This window comes from Demequina aurantiaca, from assembly GCF_000975135.1.
Taxonomy (GTDB): domain Bacteria; phylum Actinomycetota; class Actinomycetes; order Actinomycetales; family Demequinaceae; genus Demequina; species Demequina aurantiaca.
The window spans coordinates 315,357-332,486 of record NZ_BBRF01000002.1; the positions used below are offsets into that span (position 1 = coordinate 315,357).

Annotated in this window: 17 protein-coding genes; 8 read left to right on the forward strand and 9 right to left on the reverse strand. The window is 62.3% G+C overall.

What is annotated here, in order from left to right:
• Positions 1 to 28: 28 nt before the first annotated feature.
• Complete coding sequence (locus AOP73_RS09915) at positions 29 to 643, reverse strand: DUF3043 domain-containing protein (protein ID WP_061965493.1); 615 nt, start codon at positions 641 to 643, stop codon at positions 29 to 31.
• Positions 644 to 691: 48 nt separating this feature from the next.
• Positions 692 to 1,897: a quinolinate synthase NadA gene (gene nadA, locus AOP73_RS09920; protein WP_061965495.1), complete on the reverse strand. Its 1,206-nt coding sequence runs from the start codon at positions 1,895 to 1,897 to the stop codon at positions 692 to 694.
• 40 nt (positions 1,898 to 1,937) lie between these two features.
• Between nadA and AOP73_RS09925 the strand changes: the two genes are divergently transcribed.
• Together AOP73_RS09925 and erpA are read left to right on the forward strand one after the other, a co-directional pair.
• Positions 1,938 to 2,972: a glycerate kinase gene (locus AOP73_RS09925; protein WP_152650629.1), complete on the forward strand. Its 1,035-nt coding sequence runs from the start codon at positions 1,938 to 1,940 to the stop codon at positions 2,970 to 2,972.
• 100 nt (positions 2,973 to 3,072) lie between these two features.
• Complete coding sequence (gene erpA, locus AOP73_RS09930) at positions 3,073 to 3,426, forward strand: iron-sulfur cluster insertion protein ErpA (protein WP_061965499.1); 354 nt, start codon at positions 3,073 to 3,075, stop codon at positions 3,424 to 3,426.
• Between the two features lie 82 nt (positions 3,427 to 3,508).
• Here the strand turns inward: erpA and AOP73_RS09935 are convergent, their stop codons facing one another.
• A complete protein-coding gene (locus AOP73_RS09935; RefSeq protein ID WP_061965501.1) occupies positions 3,509 to 4,639 on the reverse strand; it encodes a cysteine desulfurase family protein in 1,131 nt (376 codons plus the stop codon).
• Between the two features lie 32 nt (positions 4,640 to 4,671).
• On the opposite strand from AOP73_RS09935, the gene ctaC reads away from it, so the two are divergent.
• The 4 genes from ctaC to AOP73_RS09955 all read left to right on the forward strand — a co-directional run bounded on the left by ctaC (position 4,672) and on the right by AOP73_RS09955 (position 8,513).
• Positions 4,672 to 5,544 (forward strand): aa3-type cytochrome oxidase subunit II, encoded by an 873-nt coding sequence (ctaC, locus tag AOP73_RS09940; protein WP_061965503.1) that lies wholly within the window; start codon positions 4,672 to 4,674, stop codon positions 5,542 to 5,544.
• Between the two features lie 65 nt (positions 5,545 to 5,609).
• On the forward strand, positions 5,610 to 7,259 hold the full coding sequence (gene ctaD / locus AOP73_RS09945; RefSeq protein ID WP_061965716.1) for an aa3-type cytochrome oxidase subunit I: 1,650 nt from the start codon (positions 5,610 to 5,612) through the stop codon (positions 7,257 to 7,259).
• A gap of 11 nt (positions 7,260 to 7,270) precedes the next feature.
• The gene (locus AOP73_RS09950) at positions 7,271 to 7,672 is read left to right on the forward strand and encodes a cytochrome c oxidase subunit 4 (protein WP_061965505.1); all 402 of its coding nucleotides are present in this window, start codon (positions 7,271 to 7,273) and stop codon (positions 7,670 to 7,672) included.
• Positions 7,673 to 7,832: 160 nt separating this feature from the next.
• Positions 7,833 to 8,513, forward strand: a complete 681-nt coding sequence (locus AOP73_RS09955; protein ID WP_061965508.1) for a potassium channel family protein — start codon at positions 7,833 to 7,835, stop codon at positions 8,511 to 8,513.
• 93 nt (positions 8,514 to 8,606) lie between these two features.
• Here AOP73_RS09955 and AOP73_RS09960 read toward each other — a convergent pair whose 3' ends face one another.
• The 5 genes from AOP73_RS09960 to ctaE all read right to left on the reverse strand — a co-directional run bounded on the left by AOP73_RS09960 (position 8,607) and on the right by ctaE (position 13,534).
• Positions 8,607 to 9,227 carry a superoxide dismutase gene (locus tag AOP73_RS09960; protein ID WP_061965511.1) on the reverse strand — a complete coding sequence of 207 codons (621 nt, stop codon included), beginning with the start codon at positions 9,225 to 9,227 and terminating at the stop codon, positions 8,607 to 8,609.
• A 196-nt stretch (positions 9,228 to 9,423) separates the two neighbouring features.
• Positions 9,424 to 11,040, reverse strand: coding sequence for a cytochrome bc1 complex cytochrome b subunit (qcrB, locus tag AOP73_RS09965; protein ID WP_061965513.1), 1,617 nt, complete (start codon positions 11,038 to 11,040; stop codon positions 9,424 to 9,426).
• The gene (gene qcrA / locus AOP73_RS09970) at positions 11,040 to 12,113 is read right to left on the reverse strand and encodes a cytochrome bc1 complex Rieske iron-sulfur subunit (RefSeq protein ID WP_061965515.1); all 1,074 of its coding nucleotides are present in this window, start codon (positions 12,111 to 12,113) and stop codon (positions 11,040 to 11,042) included. Before qcrA ends, qcrB begins: the two co-directional genes overlap by 1 nt.
• A complete protein-coding gene (gene qcrC / locus AOP73_RS09975; protein WP_061965517.1) occupies positions 12,110 to 12,895 on the reverse strand; it encodes a cytochrome bc1 complex diheme cytochrome c subunit in 786 nt (261 codons plus the stop codon). The genes qcrA and qcrC overlap by 4 nt, the downstream gene beginning before the upstream one ends.
• Before the next feature lie 9 nt (positions 12,896 to 12,904).
• On the reverse strand, positions 12,905 to 13,534 hold the full coding sequence (ctaE, locus tag AOP73_RS09980) for an aa3-type cytochrome oxidase subunit III (protein WP_061965519.1): 630 nt from the start codon (positions 13,532 to 13,534) through the stop codon (positions 12,905 to 12,907).
• 113 nt (positions 13,535 to 13,647) lie between these two features.
• Here ctaE and AOP73_RS09985 point away from each other — a divergent pair, with 113 nt between their 5' ends.
• Together AOP73_RS09985 and trpD are read left to right on the forward strand one after the other, a co-directional pair.
• Positions 13,648 to 14,070, forward strand: coding sequence for a response regulator (locus AOP73_RS09985; protein WP_061965718.1), 423 nt, complete (start codon positions 13,648 to 13,650; stop codon positions 14,068 to 14,070).
• A gap of 72 nt (positions 14,071 to 14,142) precedes the next feature.
• Positions 14,143 to 15,183 (forward strand): anthranilate phosphoribosyltransferase, encoded by a 1,041-nt coding sequence (gene trpD / locus AOP73_RS09990; RefSeq protein WP_061965521.1) that lies wholly within the window; start codon positions 14,143 to 14,145, stop codon positions 15,181 to 15,183.
• Positions 15,184 to 15,265: 82 nt separating this feature from the next.
• On the opposite strand, the gene AOP73_RS09995 is transcribed toward trpD, so the two are convergent.
• The gene (locus tag AOP73_RS09995; protein ID WP_084626789.1) at positions 15,266 to 17,059 is read right to left on the reverse strand and encodes a DEDD exonuclease domain-containing protein; all 1,794 of its coding nucleotides are present in this window, start codon (positions 17,057 to 17,059) and stop codon (positions 15,266 to 15,268) included.
• Positions 17,060 to 17,130: the final 71 nt, after the last annotated feature.

Consider the following 17,130-nt stretch of genomic DNA (forward strand, 5'->3'; position numbering starts at 1 on the left):
ATCGATGAGTGGCGCGCGGAACTAGGAGTTAGACGGGGAACTCGCCGCGCTTGACCTTAGGGCGGGGCACGCGGAAGCGGCGCAGGTTGAAGTGACGCGAGATCACATAGAACACCCAGCCACGCGGTAACTTGCCAGCACCAAACTTGGTGATGAAGTGCTTCTTCAGGCGCCGAGTCATGAGCCACGTGTCGACCGCCGCGGCGAGCACGATGACGTAGAAGACCAGGATCAGCGAGCCGCCGAGTGCCGCGTTGTTGAGAAACAGCGAGCCGATGACAAAAACGATCGACATGGGCAGCAAGAACTCGCCAATGGAGGTGCGGGCGTCCACAAAGTCGCGCAGGAAGCGCCGCTCGGGTCCGCGGTGCTCGAGCGGCATATTGCGCTCGTCGCCGCTGCGCATGGCCTGGTACTGCATCTCGCGCTCGGCGCGGACCTTCGCCTTGCGCTCCTTGGCGCCAGCCTTGGGGTCGATGATGAGGCCGCGCTGATTCTTGGCCTCCTGCTCCTTGCGCGTGGGCGTGGGGCGGCCCTTCTTGGCCGCCGCTGTCGCGTCGGTCTCAGCTTCACCCGTGGACTCAGCCGGCGCGATGGTGGGCTCGGCGGGCGCGGGCACGGACTTGTCGTTGTTCTTGCTCATCATTTCCTTAAATCACATCACGCGCCACGAGGCGCTTGGGCTGAAGTCTTAGTCCTTGGCCGCGTCTTTAGCGGGCAGGGCGAGCATGCGGTCTAGCGCGACCTTAGCCTGCTCCTGTGTCTGAGCGTCCACGGTGACCTGGTTGGGCACGTCTCCGGCGACCAGTGACTCAAGCGCCCACACCAGGTGTGGAAGATCGATGCGGTTCATGGTGGAGCAGAAGCACACAGTGTCTTCGAGGAACATGATCTGCTTGTCCGGGTGGGCGTTCGCGAGGCGACGCACCAGGTTGAGTTCGGTGCCGATCACCCATGCGGAGCCGGGCTCGGCTGCGTCGAGTGTCTTGATAATGAACTCGGTGGAGCCCACGTAGTCCGCGCTCGTGACTACCTCGTGGGTGCACTCGGGGTGAACCAGCACGTTGATGCCGGGCACCTGCTCGCGAGCTGCGTCGACGTTGGTCTTGCGGAAGCGGCCGTGCACGGAGCAGTGGCCCTTCCACAGGATGACCCGAGCGGCGGCGAGCTCCTCGGCGGTGTTGCCGCCAAGTGGCTTGCGGGGATCGTAGACCACGCAGTCCTCGAGGCTGAGTCCCAGTTGCAGGACTGCAGTATTGCGCCCCAGGTGCTGATCTGGCATGAACAGCACCTTGCCGGTGCCATCTACTCCGCCGACCTGGTCGAAGGCCCAACGCATCGCGACTTCGGCATTCGAGGACGTGCAGACCACGCCGCCGTTGCGACCACAGAATGCCTTGATCGCCGCGGTCGAGTTCATATAGGTCACGGGCACGGTCTGTTCGGCCACGCCCGCCTCAGCGAGTTGCTCCCACGCGTCCTCGACCTGGTTGATGTTCGCCATATCCGCCATTGAGCAGCCGGCCGCCATGTCGGGCAGGATCACCGCCTGTGACGAGTCGGTGAGTACGTCCGCGCTTTCGGCCATGAAGTGCACGCCACAGAAGACGATGAATTCGGCTGCGGGGCGAGCAGCCGCGTCGCGCGCGAGTTTGAAGGAGTCACCGGTCACGTCGGCGAACTGGATGACTTCGTCACGCTGATAGTGGTGGCCGAGGACGAATACGCGTTCGCCGAGTGCCTCCTTGGCCGCGGTTGCGCGCGCCACCAGGTTCGGGTCGGACGGCTCAGGCAGGTCTCCAGGGCAGTCCACGCCGCGCTCGGACATCGGATCGCGGCGGCCTCCGAGGAGCAGCAGCGCCGGCGAATCGGACGGTTCGGTGAACGTCGAAGTCATTCGTCCATTGTGTCACGATCCGCAGGGCACACTAGTGTCCATGCGTGTAGTGATGGTGTGCCAAGAATGGGATGGGAACGGACCCTTTTCGGTTCCCGCGGATTCGGCACAGGAGATTTCGCTGCTGGCCTGGGGTACGGCCGCCCCTCACGTCGATGTCCATGCCTTCGCGATCGGGGACGGCGGACCACGTTCGGCCGATGCTGTAGCGGGGTCTCGTTCCCGCGTGGGCGGAGTCGAGCTGGTCGCCTGGGATGCGACCCTCGACGGTGGTGCTGTGATGGCCGCACCTCGGGGTACCGAGACGCGCTGGAACCCGCTCGATCTCGCGTCGGGGCTCATGGGTCTAGCAGCCGAGGCTCGTCGTGGGGGCAGACGCCAGACGGTGGTGGTTCCCGTCGGCAATGGAGACTGTGCGGGGGACGCCACCGGCTTGTGGGGCGTAGGAGCGTCGTTGGCGCAAAACGTCGCCGCAATGCGATCAACGCTCGATGTGCTGGACATCGTGGTGCTGACCACTACAGATCGACCGCTGCTGGGTTTTCACGGCATGAGCTCGGCGCTGCGCGACGGACGCGAGTCCGATGCAGCAGTGTCCGTCGCGGCTCAGGCGCAGGAGGAACGCTGGACTGCCATCGCCCGTGAGATCGATGCAGAGGTATCACGGCCCATGCTGCTCGGTGCGAACAGGCTGTCCGATCAGGCGGGCACCGGAGCCGCGACGGGGCTTGCGTACTGCCTTGCCGCTGTCGGAGGGCGACTGGTGACCGACGCCGCCGGATACCTCATGGACGCCGTGGGGGTAACGGCGGCCATCGGTGACGACGTGACCGTGGTGGTGGCCCTGGCCCCCACGCTGACCCCCACGACCCTCGACCATGGAGTCGCCAGCTCATTGGCCCGGACAGCATCGGCCGCCGCCGTTCCAGTCGTTGCTGTTGCCCCGGAAGTTCACGTCGGAAAGCGTGACCTTATGGCTGCTGGAGTCGCTGCCGCCTATGAGGCGGGGCACGGCGAGAACGCGCTTGGGGATCAGATTCGTCGCGTCGCACAGACCTGGACGCGGCTCGACTGACGGTGCGTCAACCAGTTGTACTGAGTTTCTCCGGAATGCTTGGAATATCCGCAACACGGCGTACGCTATTACCTACAGACCTATCAGAGAGGAGCGGCATATGACTGATACCGCGACCGAGAACGCCACGCATGGAGTGGTCATTACCGACGGCGCCGCCAGCAAGGTAAAGAGCCTGTTGGAGCAAGAAGGCCGTGACGACCTCAACCTGCGCCTCGCGGTGCAGCCTGGTGGTTGCTCTGGCCTGATCTACCAGCTCTACTTTGACGAGCGCACGCTTGACGGTGACGTCCGCATGGAGTTTGACGGCGTGGGAGTTGTCGTTGACAAGATGTCGGTTCCGTATCTTGACGGTGCGACCATCGACTTTGCCGACACGATCGAGAAGCAGGGCTTCACGATTGACAACCCCAATGCTTCGAGTTCCTGCGCGTGCGGAGACTCCTTCAGTTAAGCGCGACGATTCTTACGCAGGACGGGCGGTGCGGGCCAGAAGTGGCCCCGCCGCCCGTTTGCATGTGCGGGCCCACGACGGGCTACGAGCCCAGTACCCCCATGTCGGATTTCACGTCAGCGATCACTCGCGGCAGGACGCCGATGAAGCGGCGCACATCAGCGTGAGTCACACCAGGGTGCAAACCGATGCGGAGGTTGCCGTGGGTCAGCGCTCCCATCACCTCGAGTACGCGACTGGGCTCGAAGGTCGCCTTCCCACAAGCGGATCCCGAGCCGACGGCAATGCCCGCACGGTCGAGACGCGACACGAGCGGTTCGCCGTCCAGATAGAGGAACGCGGCAGTAAGAACGTGGGGGAGTCGTTCCTCGGAGTCGCCGATGACGGTCACGTCCTCGAGGCCGTCGATGGCCGTGCGAATCTCGTCGATGTACGAACTGAGACGCGTCGCGGTGCGCTCCCGCTCCTCAACACGCTCCTGAAGCGCCACCGCTGCGGCGAGCGCGAGCGGAACGGAGATGCCGCCAGGTGCCCACGGGTCACCATCGGGCCATGCTTGCAACCATCGCGTCTGTGGACGCAGCGCTACCACTCCGAGGCCAGCGGGGCCACCCCAATCCGCGGGGTTCGCCACGAGGGCATCCCAATGCTGCGGAGATTCGATGTGACCGATGCTGGCGGTCGCATCCACGACCAATGGCACCGAGTGATGTGAAGTCACCGCCGCGACATCCGTTAGTCGCTGGACCGTTGCGACCTCATGATTTGCGTGCTGAACCGCGGCCATCGCGGTCGCGGGGTCGCTGGTGAATGCGGAGAGGGCATCGAGATCGAGGTGACCGAGCCTGTCGACGGGGACGAGATCAACCTCGCCTTTGGTTGCGAAGGTCGCGGCGTCAAGCATCGCATCGCGTTCAATCGCCGAGGCGACGATGCGGTCGCGTCCTCGTCGCGCCGAACAGATGCCAGTCACCACTCGCTCAAAGCCAAGACTGACCGAGGCCGTGAAGTGCAAATACTCGCTCTGAGTACCGATCACATCCGCGATCGCGCCGCGGGCACCGTCCACGAGTGCGCGGGCTCGTCGGGATTCGACGTGAAGGCGATTGGGGTCAGCCCAACCGTCGGCAAAACCGACTCGCAGGGCATCGGTGACGCGGGGTGTAAGGGGCGCGGAACCGCTTGCATCCAGAAACATGCGGGTGTCTGACATGCCCTCACGTTATCGCGCGCTAGACTGACCGCGTGTCCAAAGTAACTCGTCCCAGAACACTTCGTTATGCCCTTGGCGCAACTGGTGCAGTAGCGGTGATGCTCCTGCTCTCAGGCTGTGTGGAGGGTATTGAGAACGGCGCGCTGCCAAGCACGCCGGACGTCACAAACCAAACCGGTCGCATCATCACTCTGTGGAATGGGTCGTGGATTGCGGCCCTTGCCGTCGGTGTGCTGACGTGGGGTCTCATCCTGTGGTGCGTTGCGGTGTACCGCAAGCGCAAGGGTGACTCCAAGCTGCCGCTACAGACTCGCGCCAACGTGCCGCTTGAGCTCATGTACACGGTGGTACCGCTGATGCTTATTGGGGTGCTGTTCAAGTTCACCGCGCAGGACATCAGCGCGATACGCGACACATCGGAGACTCCGGATGTCACGATCCAGGTGATCGGAAAGCAGTGGAGTTGGGACTTCAATTACGTGGACGACAACGTCTACACCGCAGGCGTGCAGGCGACGCTGACCGGTGAGACCGGCGTCGAGGAGACTCTCCCCACGCTCTACCTGCCCGTCAACGAGCGTGTCGAGTTCATCCTGAACTCCCGTGACGTGATCCACTCCTTCTGGATTCCGGCGTTCCTCTATAAGGAGGACACGATTCCCGGCCGCACCAACAGTTTCCAGGTGATTCCCACTCAGACGGGCACGTACAAGGGCAAGTGTGCTGAGCTTTGCGGCGAGTACCACGCGTCCATGCTGTTCAACGTCGAGGTGGTGGAGCGCGACGAGTACGACGCATACATTCAGGAACTGCGCGACGAAGGCTACGAGGGCCAGATCGGTCTGGAATACAGCCGTGACCAGGTCGTCAAGATGACCCAGGACCACGAGGAGACCCACGAATAATGGCGACCGACATCATTGAAGCTGCGGATGCGGCGTCAACCCACGAGCCCACACCCAAGGCACCCATGAGCAAGGGACGCTTGTTCATCAAGTGGATCACCTCCACTGACCACAAGACCATCGGGTACATGTACCTGATCACGTCGTTTATCTTCTTCTGCATCGGCGGTGTGATGGCGCTGATCATCCGCGCCGAGCTGTTCGAGCCAGGTATCCAGGTGGTGCAGTCGGCTGAGCAGTACAACCAGCTGTTTACCATGCACGGCACCATCATGCTGCTGCTGTTTGCGACGCCGCTGTTTGCCGGCTTCGCCAACGTCATCATGCCGCTGCAGATTGGTGCACCCGACGTCGCGTTTCCGCGTGTCAACATGTTTGCGTACTGGCTCTACCTCTTCGGTGGACTCATCGCATCGGCCGGCTTCTTTACGCCCCAAGGCGCCGCCGCGTTTGGTTGGTTCGCCTACGCTCCGCTGAGCAACGCCGTGTATTCGCCTGGAGTAGGCGGAGACCTGTGGGTGTTCGGTCTGGCACTTGGTGGCTTCGGTACCATTCTCGGTGCTGTGAACTTCATCACCACGATCGTCACGATGCGTGCGCCCGGCATGACGATGTTCCGTATGCCGATCTTCACCTGGAACATCCTCGTGACGTCCATGCTCGTGCTGATCGCATTCCCCCCTCTGGCCTCCGCATTGCTCGCGCTGGGCTCCGACAGACGGTTGGGGTCGCAGGTCTTTAACCCGGACAATGGCGGAGCCATCTTGTGGCAACACCTGTTCTGGTTCTTTGGGCATCCAGAGGTCTACATCATTGCGCTGCCGTTCTTCGGCATCATTACCGAGATCATCCCGGTGTTTTCGCGTAAGCCGCTCTTCGGGTACCACGGCCTGGTCTATGCGACCATCGCCATTGCTGCGCTGTCCGTGACTGTATGGGCGCACCACATGTACGTCACCGGTGCCGTGCTGCTGCCATTCTTCGCCTTCATGACCATGTTGATTGCGGTGCCGACAGGCGTGAAATTCTTCAATTGGATTGGCACCATGTGGAGAGGAAAGTTGACATTCGAGACGCCGATGCTGTGGACGATCGGCTTCCTCATCACCTTCCTTTTCGGTGGACTGACCGGTGTCATTCTGTCCGCACCGCCGCTCGACTTCCCCGTGTCCGACTCGTACTTCGTGGTGGCTCACTTCCACTACGTGGTGTTCGGCACCGTGGTATTCGCGATGTTCGCGGGCTTCTACTTCTGGTGGCCAAAGTTCACCGGCAAGATGCTCGACGAACGCCTGGGCAAGCTGCACTTCTGGTTGTTGTTCATCGGCTTCCACACCACGTTCCTCATCCAGCACTGGGCCGGAGTGCAGGGCATGGCTCGACGCTACGTCGACTACCTCCCGGAGGACGGCTTCACTGGTATGAACCAGGTGTCGACCATCGGTGCGTTCATTCTCGCGATCTCGACGCTTCCGTTCCTGTGGAATGTGTACCGTACTCACAAGAAGGCGCCCAAGGTAACGGTCGACGACCCGTGGGGCTTCGGAAACTCGCTTGAGTGGGCGACGTCCTGCCCGCCGCCCCGTCACAACTTCACCTCCATCCCGCGTATTCGCTCTGAGCGTCCCGCGTTCGACCTCCACCACCCGGAGGCAGCGGCCATCGATCACTACCAGGCTGAACGCGACGATGCCGATCATGCAGTGGTGAGCTAGGGGTATAGACAGTGAACATTGAAGCGAAGCTCTTTAATCTGCCGGCGATCTTCTTCTTCCTGGTAGCGATCCTGTACGGAATCTTCAACAGTTTTGATGAGTGGGTCGGCTTTGTCGGCATCCTGCTGACCGGGGGCCTTTTCCTCATGGTCGGAATCTACTTCCGCATGCTGGACAAGCGTCACGGCGCGCGTCCCGAGGACCGCAATGATGGCGAGATCGCTGAGCTCGTCGGCGAACAGGGAATCTATGCCCCCTGGAGCTGGTGGCCCTTGGTGCTTGCAGCATCGGCTGCGCTTGGATTCCTAGCTCTCGCTGTGGGCTGGTGGATCATGGCCCCGGCCGTGGCGATCTTCGTGATCGGAATCGTCGGTTGGGTCTTTGAATACTCGCGCGGACAGCACGCGCACTAGCGCTTCTCTGAAGTGAAAGGGCCGGCGCCATAGGGAGCCGGCCTTTTTGCGTTGCTCAACCCCATACCGGCCCCGCAATGGTCCACAGTGGGCCGCCTGAATCGTGGCGGTCTCCAGTTAGACAGCTCGGGACCGCTAGGTTATTGGTCAGGAGGTGGGTATGTCTCAACGCGGAACTCTTTGGGTGCTCTTTGGATGCCTGGTACTGCTGCAGTTCGGCTATCCGGTCACCGCTTATGGACCATGGTGGACGGTCGGCTACCTCTTGCTCTACAGCGGAGTAATCTTCTACGGCGCGCGGGAGATCGCCATCCACCCACGTGCTGGATGGCCGATCGTTCCCGGTGTGATCTTGTTAGTCGGTGCCGCCGTGTGGTTCGCCCTCAATCAGGGCGAGAAGATGGCCACGGTCATCTTGCTGGGAGCAGTCGGTATCTTCCAGTTGATGCTGCTCGTGATCCTGATACGACGGCTCCTGCAGCCATCCCACCACGCGCATACCATCGACATGTTGTTGATCGCGGTCTCCGCGTATTTGCTTCTCGGCGGGGTCTTCGGGGTCATCGCCAGCCAACTCGAGTTCGCCGCCGCGGGCAGCTACATCGATGCGACATCGGCGGAACCTGTGACGTGGCAGAGCCTGTTCTATGGGAGCTATGTGACGATCTCCACCCTCGGTTACGGAGATATTGTCCCCAAGTCGGACTGGGCACGCTCCCTGGGCTCACTGGAGGCCGTCCTGGGCACCTTGTTCGTTGCAGTGGTCATTGCACGCCTGGTGGGCCTGGGCGGGTCACGATGGCGCAAGGACGAACCAGCGGTGGAAACCGAGTCAGCTTAACCGCTCGGCTACTTCACCAGGACGCGACAAAGGGGGCCGGCTCCATGTGGAACCAGCCCCCCTTAGTCGTGCTGTCAAGCGTCGCGCATCACGTTACGCGATAAGCCCGGCGCCCTGCGTGCGGGCGGTCGCGAAGCGAGCCTGGACGTTGGCCCAGTCGATGACGTTCCACCAGGCCTTGACGTAGTCGGCCTTCACGTTGCGGTACTGCAGGTAGAAGGCGTGCTCCCACATGTCGAGCATCAGCAGCGGAATGATGCCGATAGGCAAGTTGCCCTGCTGGTCGTAGAGCTGCACGATGATGAGCTTCTCACCGAGCGTGTCCCAGGCCAGAATTGACCAACCGGAGCCCTGAATCGTCATCGCGGTGTTCGTGAAGTGCCCCTGGAAGCCGTCGAACGAGCCAAAGTGCTCGTCGATTGCGGAGGCGAGGTCGCCTACAGGCTTGTCGCCGCCATCGGGCGACATGTTGGTCCAGAAGACGGAGTGGTTGACGTGACCGCCGAGGTTGAACGCGAGGTTCTTCTCCAGCATAGGGATGGTCGCGAAATTCTCGGAGTCCCGTGCCTCGGCCATCTTTTCGAGTGCGGTGTTCGCGCCCGCGACGTACGCCGCGTGGTGCTTGCTGTGGTGCAACTCCATGATTTCGCCCGCAATGTGCGGATCGAGTGCGCCATAGTCGTAGGAAAGATCTGGAAGGCTGTAGTCGCCCATTGAGTCTCCTTAGGTCGTGTCCAGTCGGGTCCGACTGGAGCTTTTCTGGGAACCCTTCGAGCCTAGTCCCGCCCGGCCAAGATCGCTTGGCGCATCGCGGAGGCATAGCCGACTCACTAGGGTCCTACCTGGTCAAACACGAATGGCCCGCCCAAGATTCCCGGGCGGGCCATTCGTGTTTGTGAAACGGCGGTGACTAGTGGTGGTGTTGGGCTTCCTCGAGCTCGGCCGGCGTCACAGGTGACACGCGGTCCTCGAAGTAGAAGCGCGACAGGCGGTGCTTGAACCGGTCGAACTTGTGGCCCTTGCGCTCCACACCACGGTCGTTGTGCGACGGCGCCACCACGCTAGGAGCGATGTCGTCATAGTTCACGGCAATCCAGCGAGCCTGCTCATCGAGCGGCTCGTGGACCTCAATGTACTCGCCGTTTTCGTGACGCACGATGCGGCCGGTCTCGTTGCCGTGAAGCACGAGCTCGCGGTCCTTCCGCTGCAGTCCCAGGCAGAAGCGCTTGGTCACCATGAATGCCACGACGGGCAGGATGAAGATCGCGAAGCGGAAGAAGATCGTGAGGTCGTTGAGCGACAGGTGGAACAAGTTCGCCACGATGTCATTGGAGCCCTCGAGAACGAGGATGACGTAGAACGTGATGACGGCGACGCCAATTCCGGTGCGAACTGGTGCATTGCGGGGCCTGTCCAGCACGTGCTTCTCGCCGCGGTCGCCGGTAGCCCACGCCTCGAACCACGGATAGAAGGCCATGAAGCCAAAGAGCAGGGCAGGCATGATGAGGCCCGGAATCAGCAGGTTCATCGACAGCGTGTAGCCACCAATAACCCACTCGAAGGGGAAGCCCCATAGCTCGCCAGGCATCATGCGCAGTGCGCCGTCGACAAACAGGATGTACCAGTCAGGCTGGGTACCTGCCGAGACGGGGGAGGGGTCGTAAGGACCGTAGTTCCACACCGGGTTGATGGTGAAGAACGCACCCATGAATGCGATGACACCGAACACGACGAAGAAGAATCCACCGGCCTTGGCCGTGTACACGGGGAACAACGGAAGACCCACAACATTCTTGTGCGTCCGTCCACCGCCCGGGTACTGAGTGTGCTTGTGCAGGAACACCAGGAAGAGGTGCAGTGCAATCAACCCCAGGATGAGCGCTGGCACCAGCAACACGTGCGCGGTAAACAGCCTCGGGATTAGCACCTCACCGGGGAACTCACCACCGAACAGCCAGTACGAGATGTACGTACCGATGATCGGAATGGCCTTGACGATTCCGTCGATGATTCGCAGACCGTTGCCGGAGAGAACGTCATCGGGGAGCGAGTAGCCCGTGAAGCCCGCCGCGAGCGACATGATCATCAGCGTGAAGCCGATGAGCCAGTTGATCTCGCGCGGCTTGCGGAATGCTCCGGTGAAGAAGACTCGCGCCATGTGGAACAGGATCGATGCGGTGAAGAGCAGCGCCGCCCAGTGGTGGATCTGACGCATCAGGAGCCCGCCTGGCACCTCAAAGGAGGTGTCGAGCGTGGAGGCGAACGCACGTGACATCTCCACGCCCTGCATGGTGGGGAAGGTGCCGTCGTAGTGGATGATGTCCATCGAGGGCACAAAGAATGCGGTCAGGAAGACACCTGAGATAAGCAGCACGATGAACGAGTACAGTGCGACCTCGCCCAGCATGAATGACCAGTGGTCAGGGAAGATCTTGCGTGCGAAGAACTTGACGAAGCCGCCGATCGACGTGCGCTCGTCAACGTAATTGGCCGTGCCGGCAGCGGCGTTATTGAGCTTGGTACCCATTAGTGGCTGCCCTCCTCAGGGGTCAAGTCGCCGTCAGGAGTCTTGAGGCGGTCCCAGTAGCTTGGTCCCACTGGCTCGTCAAAGTCGCTCTTGGCGATGATGTAGCCCTCATCGTCTACGGCGATGGGCAACTGGGGCAACGGGCGCTTTGCGGGACCGAAGACCACTTTGGCGCCATCGGAGACGTCGAAAGTTGACTGGTGGCACGGGCACAGCAGGTGGTGCGTCTGCTGCTCGTAAAGAGCAACCGGGCAACCGACGTGGGTGCATACCTTGGAATAGGCGACGATGCCATCAAATGACCAGTCCTCGCGCCCAGGCTGAATCGTGAGGTCACGGGGGTCAAGGCGAACCATGAGCACGATGGCCTTGGCCTTCGCCTCGAGCTTGCCGTGACCCATCTCATTGAGTCCCTCGGGGATCACGTGGAAGGCGGAGCCGATAGTGACGTCGGAGGCCTTGATGGGGGTGCCGTCAGGGTCACGCGCTAGGCGGGTTCCCTTCTTCCACATGGTGTGGCGCAGCAGACCCACGTTCCAGTCGCCGCCCATGTTGCCGATCTGGGGCACGAGTAGTGCAAGCGGAGCCACAAGCATCGCGGTGATGAGTGATCCCTTGAGTAGGCCACGACGCGGGACGCCCTCCTTGGATGCCCCAATGCCGGAGTCCTCGACGCCGTCCTTGAGGTTCTGAATCGCACCCGCGCGGCTCTCGTCCGACGAGCGCAGTTCGTGGCGCTCTTCAACCATTTCGTGATCGCGCATGAGCGTCTTGGCCCAGTGAATGGCGCCCCAGCCGATGCCGAACATCGCGAGCATGACACCGATACCGATGACCGTGTTGGTCTGCTGGATCGACTCAACGTCTTCGCCCATGTCGTGGAGGCCAAAGTAGGCCCAGATGGCGATGACGGTGCCGAGGATCGAGATGCCGAACATTGCGGCCACCTGACGCTCAGCGCGCTTGGCGGCCTTGGGGTCCTTGTCGGACAGACGCGGGCGGTGGTACGGGACACCCGGATCCTGGAACGAATCAGGTTCCGTGGTCTCTTGACTCTGATCTGACTGGCTCATGAAGAACGCGCTCCTACCCACACGGTGCTGGCGATGATGAGGCCGATTCCGACCAGCCAAGCCCAGAAGCCTTCAGCAACGGGGCCAATGGCGCCTAGCTTGAGTCCGCCGGGAGACGGCTGACGCTGCTCCTCGAGGTACGCGATGACGTCGCGCTTTCCCTCGGACGAGATGTTGGCGTTGTTGAACACCGGCATCGACTGCGGGCCCGTCAGCATCGCCTCGTAGATGTGAGTGGGAGTCGTGGCCCACAGCGAAGGCGCGTACTTGCCCTGGGTCAGTGCTCCACCACCACCGACTGAGCCGTGGCACATGGCGCAGTTGGTCCGGAAAAGTTCCATGCCATTCGCGGGGTCACCGAGCGAACCGTCGACCTGTTCCGCGGTGGGAACAGTGGGTCCAGCGCCGAGCGACGCGACATAGCCAGCGAGCTGGTCGATCTGGTCCTGGTCAAACTGTGGTGCCTTGGCGCGCGCCTGGGGTCCGGACATCTGCATCGGCATGCGGCCGGTGCCCACCTGGAAGTCCACGGCGGCTGCACCTACGCCGACCAGCGAGGGAGCAATATCCTCTTGGCCCTGGGCGTCCATGCCGTGGCAGGTGGCGCAGTTGGCTGCGAAGAGTTTTTCGCCCTGTGCGACGTCGTCTTCAGACACCTGGGTCGCGGCGGTGGCGGGGGAGCTGGTGGTCACCGCGGCGACGCCAGTGATGGCGGCGAGCAGTAGCAGTACCAGCATGAGCGGAGCGGCCTTGTGGTACCGCTTTTTGGCTAAAGATTTCATGGTCATTCCCTACTGAACCAGGTAGATCACGGCGAACAGGGCAATCCAGACCACGTCGACGAAGTGCCAGTAGTACGACACGACGATGGTGGTGGTCGCCTCATGGTTGCCGAACTTGCGGGCCGCGAACGAGCGTCCAAGCACGAACAACATGGCAATCAGACCACCGAGCACGTGAAGTCCGTGGAACCCGGTAGTGAGGTAGAACACGGAACCATACGGGCTCGAGGAGATCGTGAGACCGTGCGACACCAGCTCCGAGTACTCAAACACCTGGCCACCGATGAAGATGGAGCCCATGATGAAGGTCAGCACGAACCACTCGTGCATTCCCCACTTCTTGAACTGCCAAATTGAGCCCTCACGTCGGCGCTGATAGCGCTCGGCGGCGAACACGCCCGCTTGGGCGGTAAACGAGGACAACACCAGGATGGTGGTGTTGGCGATGGCGAACGGGACGTTCAGGAGTTGCGTTTCCTCGGCCCACACCTCGGGGACCTGCGCCCGGAGTGTGAAGTACATCGCAAAAAGGCCAGCAAAGAACATCAGTTCGGAGCTGAGCCAGACGATGGTGCCTACGGCAACCTGATTGGGGCGCGTCGCGTGAATAGGCGACGGCTTAGTCGTGGCTTGGGACATGTCGTTCATTATTGCGTAAATAAGAGGACTTGTGTGCCAGCGACAGGCCCCAATGCCAGGCGTCTATGTGTGCCCGCAGTGCATTGTGCGTAACTCGTGCCAAAATGGGCGACATGAGCGATGTGGCAAAGAACAATGACGGAGCGGTGAACACCGCCAAGGCAACAATCCTGATCTACTCGGATGACAAGAACGTGCGTGAGAAGGTGCGCTTTGCGGTGGGTTCTCGCACGCACGGCCGCACTATTGAGTGGACAGAAGCGGCCACGCACGATGCAACGATCGGCTTCCTCGACGCAGGCACGTTTGACCTCGTGATCTTGGACGGCGAAGCAGCAAAGTCCGGCGGCATGGGAATTTGCCGGCAGATGAAGCACGAGTACTTCGACTGCCCACCGGTGCTGCTCCTCGTAGGGCGCCCTGGTGATGCTTGGCTCGCCACGTGGTCCGAGGCCGATGCCGCCGTAGCGCACCCTCTCGACCCATTCATCGTCCGCGATACCGTCGACGAGTTCTTCGCGCCCGCCGCGGTCTAGCCGGCTGACTTTCACTTAGGCGACTGCCGAGCAGCCGCGCACATTCGACTCGACCCAACGGAGGCACCCGTCATGGCATCGTGGCGCGATATTTTGAACCGACTCGTGAGTGGCGAGGACTTGGAGACCGCCGACACCCGATGGATTATGGATCAAATCCTCACCGGTGAGGCGACCGCGGTTCCCATGGCGGCGTTCCTCGCGGGACTGCGTGTCAAGGGTGAGACGCCGGCAGAAGTCGAGGGACTTGTCGACGCCATGCTGGAGCATGCCGTCAGAATCTCCATTCCAGTGCGTTCGGTGGACCTGGTGGGTACCGGCGGAGACGGTGCCAACACCGTCAACATCACCACGATGGCCTCTCTCGTGACAGCCGGAGCTGGACTCACTGTGGTGAAGCACGGCAACCGCGCCGCGTCGTCCACTACAGGAAGCTCGGACGTTCTCTCCGAACTTGGAATCAACCTCAACGCCACGCCTGAACGGGTCGCGGAACTCGCGACCGAGGTGGGTATCACGTTCTGCCCCGCGCCCGTCTTTCACTCGTCGATGAAGTATGTGGGGCCGATTCGTTCGGAACTGGGCATCGCCACGACGTTCAACATCCTGGGACCGCTCACGAACCCCGCCCAGCCCGAGGCCTCGGCCATTGGCGCCTCTAGCCGCGACCTGGCCCCGGTAATTGCCGGTGTGCTCGCTCGCAAGGGACGCGACGGACTGGTATTCCGGGGTGGAGACGGGCTCGACGAGCTCGCCGCGACGGCGCCGTCGAGCGTCTGGGAAGTGCGCGGAGGCGAGATTGCCGAGATCACGCTCAACGCCGTGACCGAGCTCGGCCTTCCCGCGATTGAGACCGCCGACCTCAAGGGCGGCGACCCTCAATACAACGCCTCGGTGGTGCACCGTGTGATGGATGGCGACAAGGGGGCCGTGCGCGACACTGTGCTGTTGAACGCCGCTGCCGGCATCGTTGCAGACGCGACACTCCCGGGAACGGCCGATGGCACCTTTGCCGAGCGCATGCTCGTAGGCCTCGAGTTCGCAACTCAGTCGATTGATACAGGCGCCGCAGCCGACGTGCTGTCGCGGTGGGCGACTGCCAGCAACAACTAGCAACTGCGAGGAGCACCTCGGAGGGGCGTCGTTCGAGTAGCTATGGTTGCGACTGCGGTTGGTCGAGCAGCATCACTGCGGACTAGAACATGCGAGAGTCGCCCCGCGCCACGTCGAGCACCAGTTCGTGATCCGATCGGCGTGCGGCAACCCATGCATGGTGAGGGCCCGCGCTAGCGAGGGGCTGTGCCCAGTCTCCGTCGATGTGAAGGAGTCTGGTACCTGATTGTTCGAGCCACCGAGCAACCATCTCCTGTTCCTCGATGAGGGGCGTCCCGTCCGCATCAGCGTCCCACGTGGACTGCAGGGCATCCGCGGCGTCCCACACTCCGCTCGTGACGCGCGCACTGCCGGTGAGGCGCCCGTGTGCCACGGAGACGAGCTCCCACGAGTCTCCTACCCGCCGCGTGGCGACAAGTCTCACCCTTTTCAATGACGCAAGCCGCTCGGTGCGCATCCCTGCCTCAACGATCGCACTCGCGGCGTCCCTGAGTTCCGCAGCACGCTCGTAGTCGAGCGCCTCGGCATGGTGTGCCACTTGTGCCGCGAGGGCGGCAATCACGGGAGAGGGGTCCTGCGAGATCGCGTGTCTAGCCGCGACCACCACCGAGTCATAGCCGGAATCGGCGCCTTCTACGCAAGGTGCATCGCACGCCCCGAGGTCCTTCAGCAGACACGCTCGCGCCCCCTTGCGCGGCACCACGGTCAGGCGCGGAGTGCATGTGCGCAACCGCAACGCATGTTGAAGCGCCTCCAGTGCCCGCTTTGCATCGCCGCCTCCGCGCATCGGGCCCAGCACCGTTCCCTTGCCGTCGGCGGATCGGGTGATACTGAGCCTCGGGTAGCGCTCATCCGTCAGCGTCAGCCAGACGGTTCGCTCGGGACGTACGGAGCGGCGGTTGTATCGCGGTCGGTACTGGTCAATCATGCGAACCTCGAGAACAGCCGCCTCGAGTGGGGTCGCGCATACGTGTGGCTCGACGCTGACGGCGAGTTCGAGCATCTCGCGCATCCGTCGCCGCTGCTCTCCGCGCGTGAAGTAGGTTTTGACTCGTGAGCGCAGGTTCTTGGACGTGCCGACGTATAGGTGCTCGCCACGCGGCCCACGGAATACGTAGACGCCAGGCTTGGCTGGCACAGCATCGGCCATCGTGGCCTTGCGTCGTAGGTGTTCCGGCACCGGGTTGCGCAGCGCGTCGAGGTCCTCGCGGTGGGTAATACCCCACGCGGCCAGCCTTTCGAAGAGACCGTGGAGCACCTGCGACGTGGCGCGTGCGTCCTCCAGTGCCCGGTGATTGGGCTCTACCGTGGAGCCAAAGAGGCGGGCGAGCGTCGCCAATTTCTTGTTGGGCGCCTCTTCTTTGGTCGTGGCGCGACGGGCCAACGTGAGCGTGTCGACAATCTCGTTGCCCGGCCACGCATAGCCGTGATCCCGACATGCCGCCTTGAGGAATCCCACGTCGAATCGCGCGTTGTGTGCCACGAGGACTGAGTCGCCGAGAAACTCAAGAAACGCAGGTAGCACGCCCTCGATGCGGGGTGCGGCCATCACCATGGCGTCAGTAATGCCGGTCAGGGCGATGATGAATGGTGGAATGGGTCCGCCCGGGTCCACGAAGGTCTGAAACTCACCAATGATTTCTCCGCCGCGAGTCTTAACCGCGCCGATCTCGGTGATGGCAGAGGTGGCGGGGGAGCCCCCCGTCGTCTCGAGGTCGACCACCACGAATGTTGTGGCGGACAGTGGCTCACCGATGTCGTCGAAACCCGGTTGAATAATGTCGCCCAGCTGATCTCGCACCGGTTCGGCAACACCTGCCTTGTCCCCACGCGCTTCGGTATGCGCGCCGGTCCGGGTGGCGGGAGTCGTGCTCATAGGACGAACATACGTCAGGCGACTGACACTGATAGGACCCACGTGTCAGAGGGCAGTTCTAGGGTCAGTGA

What these genes read in the sequence shown, in the direction of transcription:
- qcrC (WP_061965517.1), bottom strand. Translation starts at nt 12,895, where the DNA reads ATGAAATCTTTAGCCAAAAAGCGGTACCACAAGGCCGCTCCGCTCATG.
- AOP73_RS09960 (WP_061965511.1), bottom strand. Translation starts at nt 9,227, where the DNA reads ATGGGCGACTACAGCCTTCCAGATCTTTCCTACGACTATGGCGCACTC.
- AOP73_RS09915 (WP_061965493.1), bottom strand. Translation starts at nt 643, where the DNA reads ATGAGCAAGAACAACGACAAGTCCGTGCCCGCGCCCGCCGAGCCCACC.
- AOP73_RS09995 (WP_084626789.1), bottom strand. Translation starts at nt 17,059, where the DNA reads ATGAGCACGACTCCCGCCACCCGGACCGGCGCGCATACCGAAGCGCGT.
- qcrB (WP_061965513.1), bottom strand. Translation starts at nt 11,040, where the DNA reads ATGGGTACCAAGCTCAATAACGCCGCTGCCGGCACGGCCAATTACGTT.
- AOP73_RS09955 (WP_061965508.1), top strand. Translation starts at nt 7,833, where the DNA reads ATGTCTCAACGCGGAACTCTTTGGGTGCTCTTTGGATGCCTGGTACTG.
- ctaD (WP_061965716.1), top strand. Translation starts at nt 5,610, where the DNA reads ATGAGCAAGGGACGCTTGTTCATCAAGTGGATCACCTCCACTGACCAC.
- qcrA (WP_061965515.1), bottom strand. Translation starts at nt 12,113, where the DNA reads ATGAGCCAGTCAGATCAGAGTCAAGAGACCACGGAACCTGATTCGTTC.
- AOP73_RS09935 (WP_061965501.1), bottom strand. Translation starts at nt 4,639, where the DNA reads ATGTCAGACACCCGCATGTTTCTGGATGCAAGCGGTTCCGCGCCCCTT.
- erpA (WP_061965499.1), top strand. Translation starts at nt 3,073, where the DNA reads ATGACTGATACCGCGACCGAGAACGCCACGCATGGAGTGGTCATTACC.
- trpD (WP_061965521.1), top strand. Translation starts at nt 14,143, where the DNA reads ATGGCATCGTGGCGCGATATTTTGAACCGACTCGTGAGTGGCGAGGAC.
- AOP73_RS09925 (WP_152650629.1), top strand. Translation starts at nt 1,938, where the DNA reads ATGCGTGTAGTGATGGTGTGCCAAGAATGGGATGGGAACGGACCCTTT.
- ctaE (WP_061965519.1), bottom strand. Translation starts at nt 13,534, where the DNA reads ATGTCCCAAGCCACGACTAAGCCGTCGCCTATTCACGCGACGCGCCCC.
- nadA (WP_061965495.1), bottom strand. Translation starts at nt 1,897, where the DNA reads ATGACTTCGACGTTCACCGAACCGTCCGATTCGCCGGCGCTGCTGCTC.
- AOP73_RS09985 (WP_061965718.1), top strand. Translation starts at nt 13,648, where the DNA reads ATGAGCGATGTGGCAAAGAACAATGACGGAGCGGTGAACACCGCCAAG.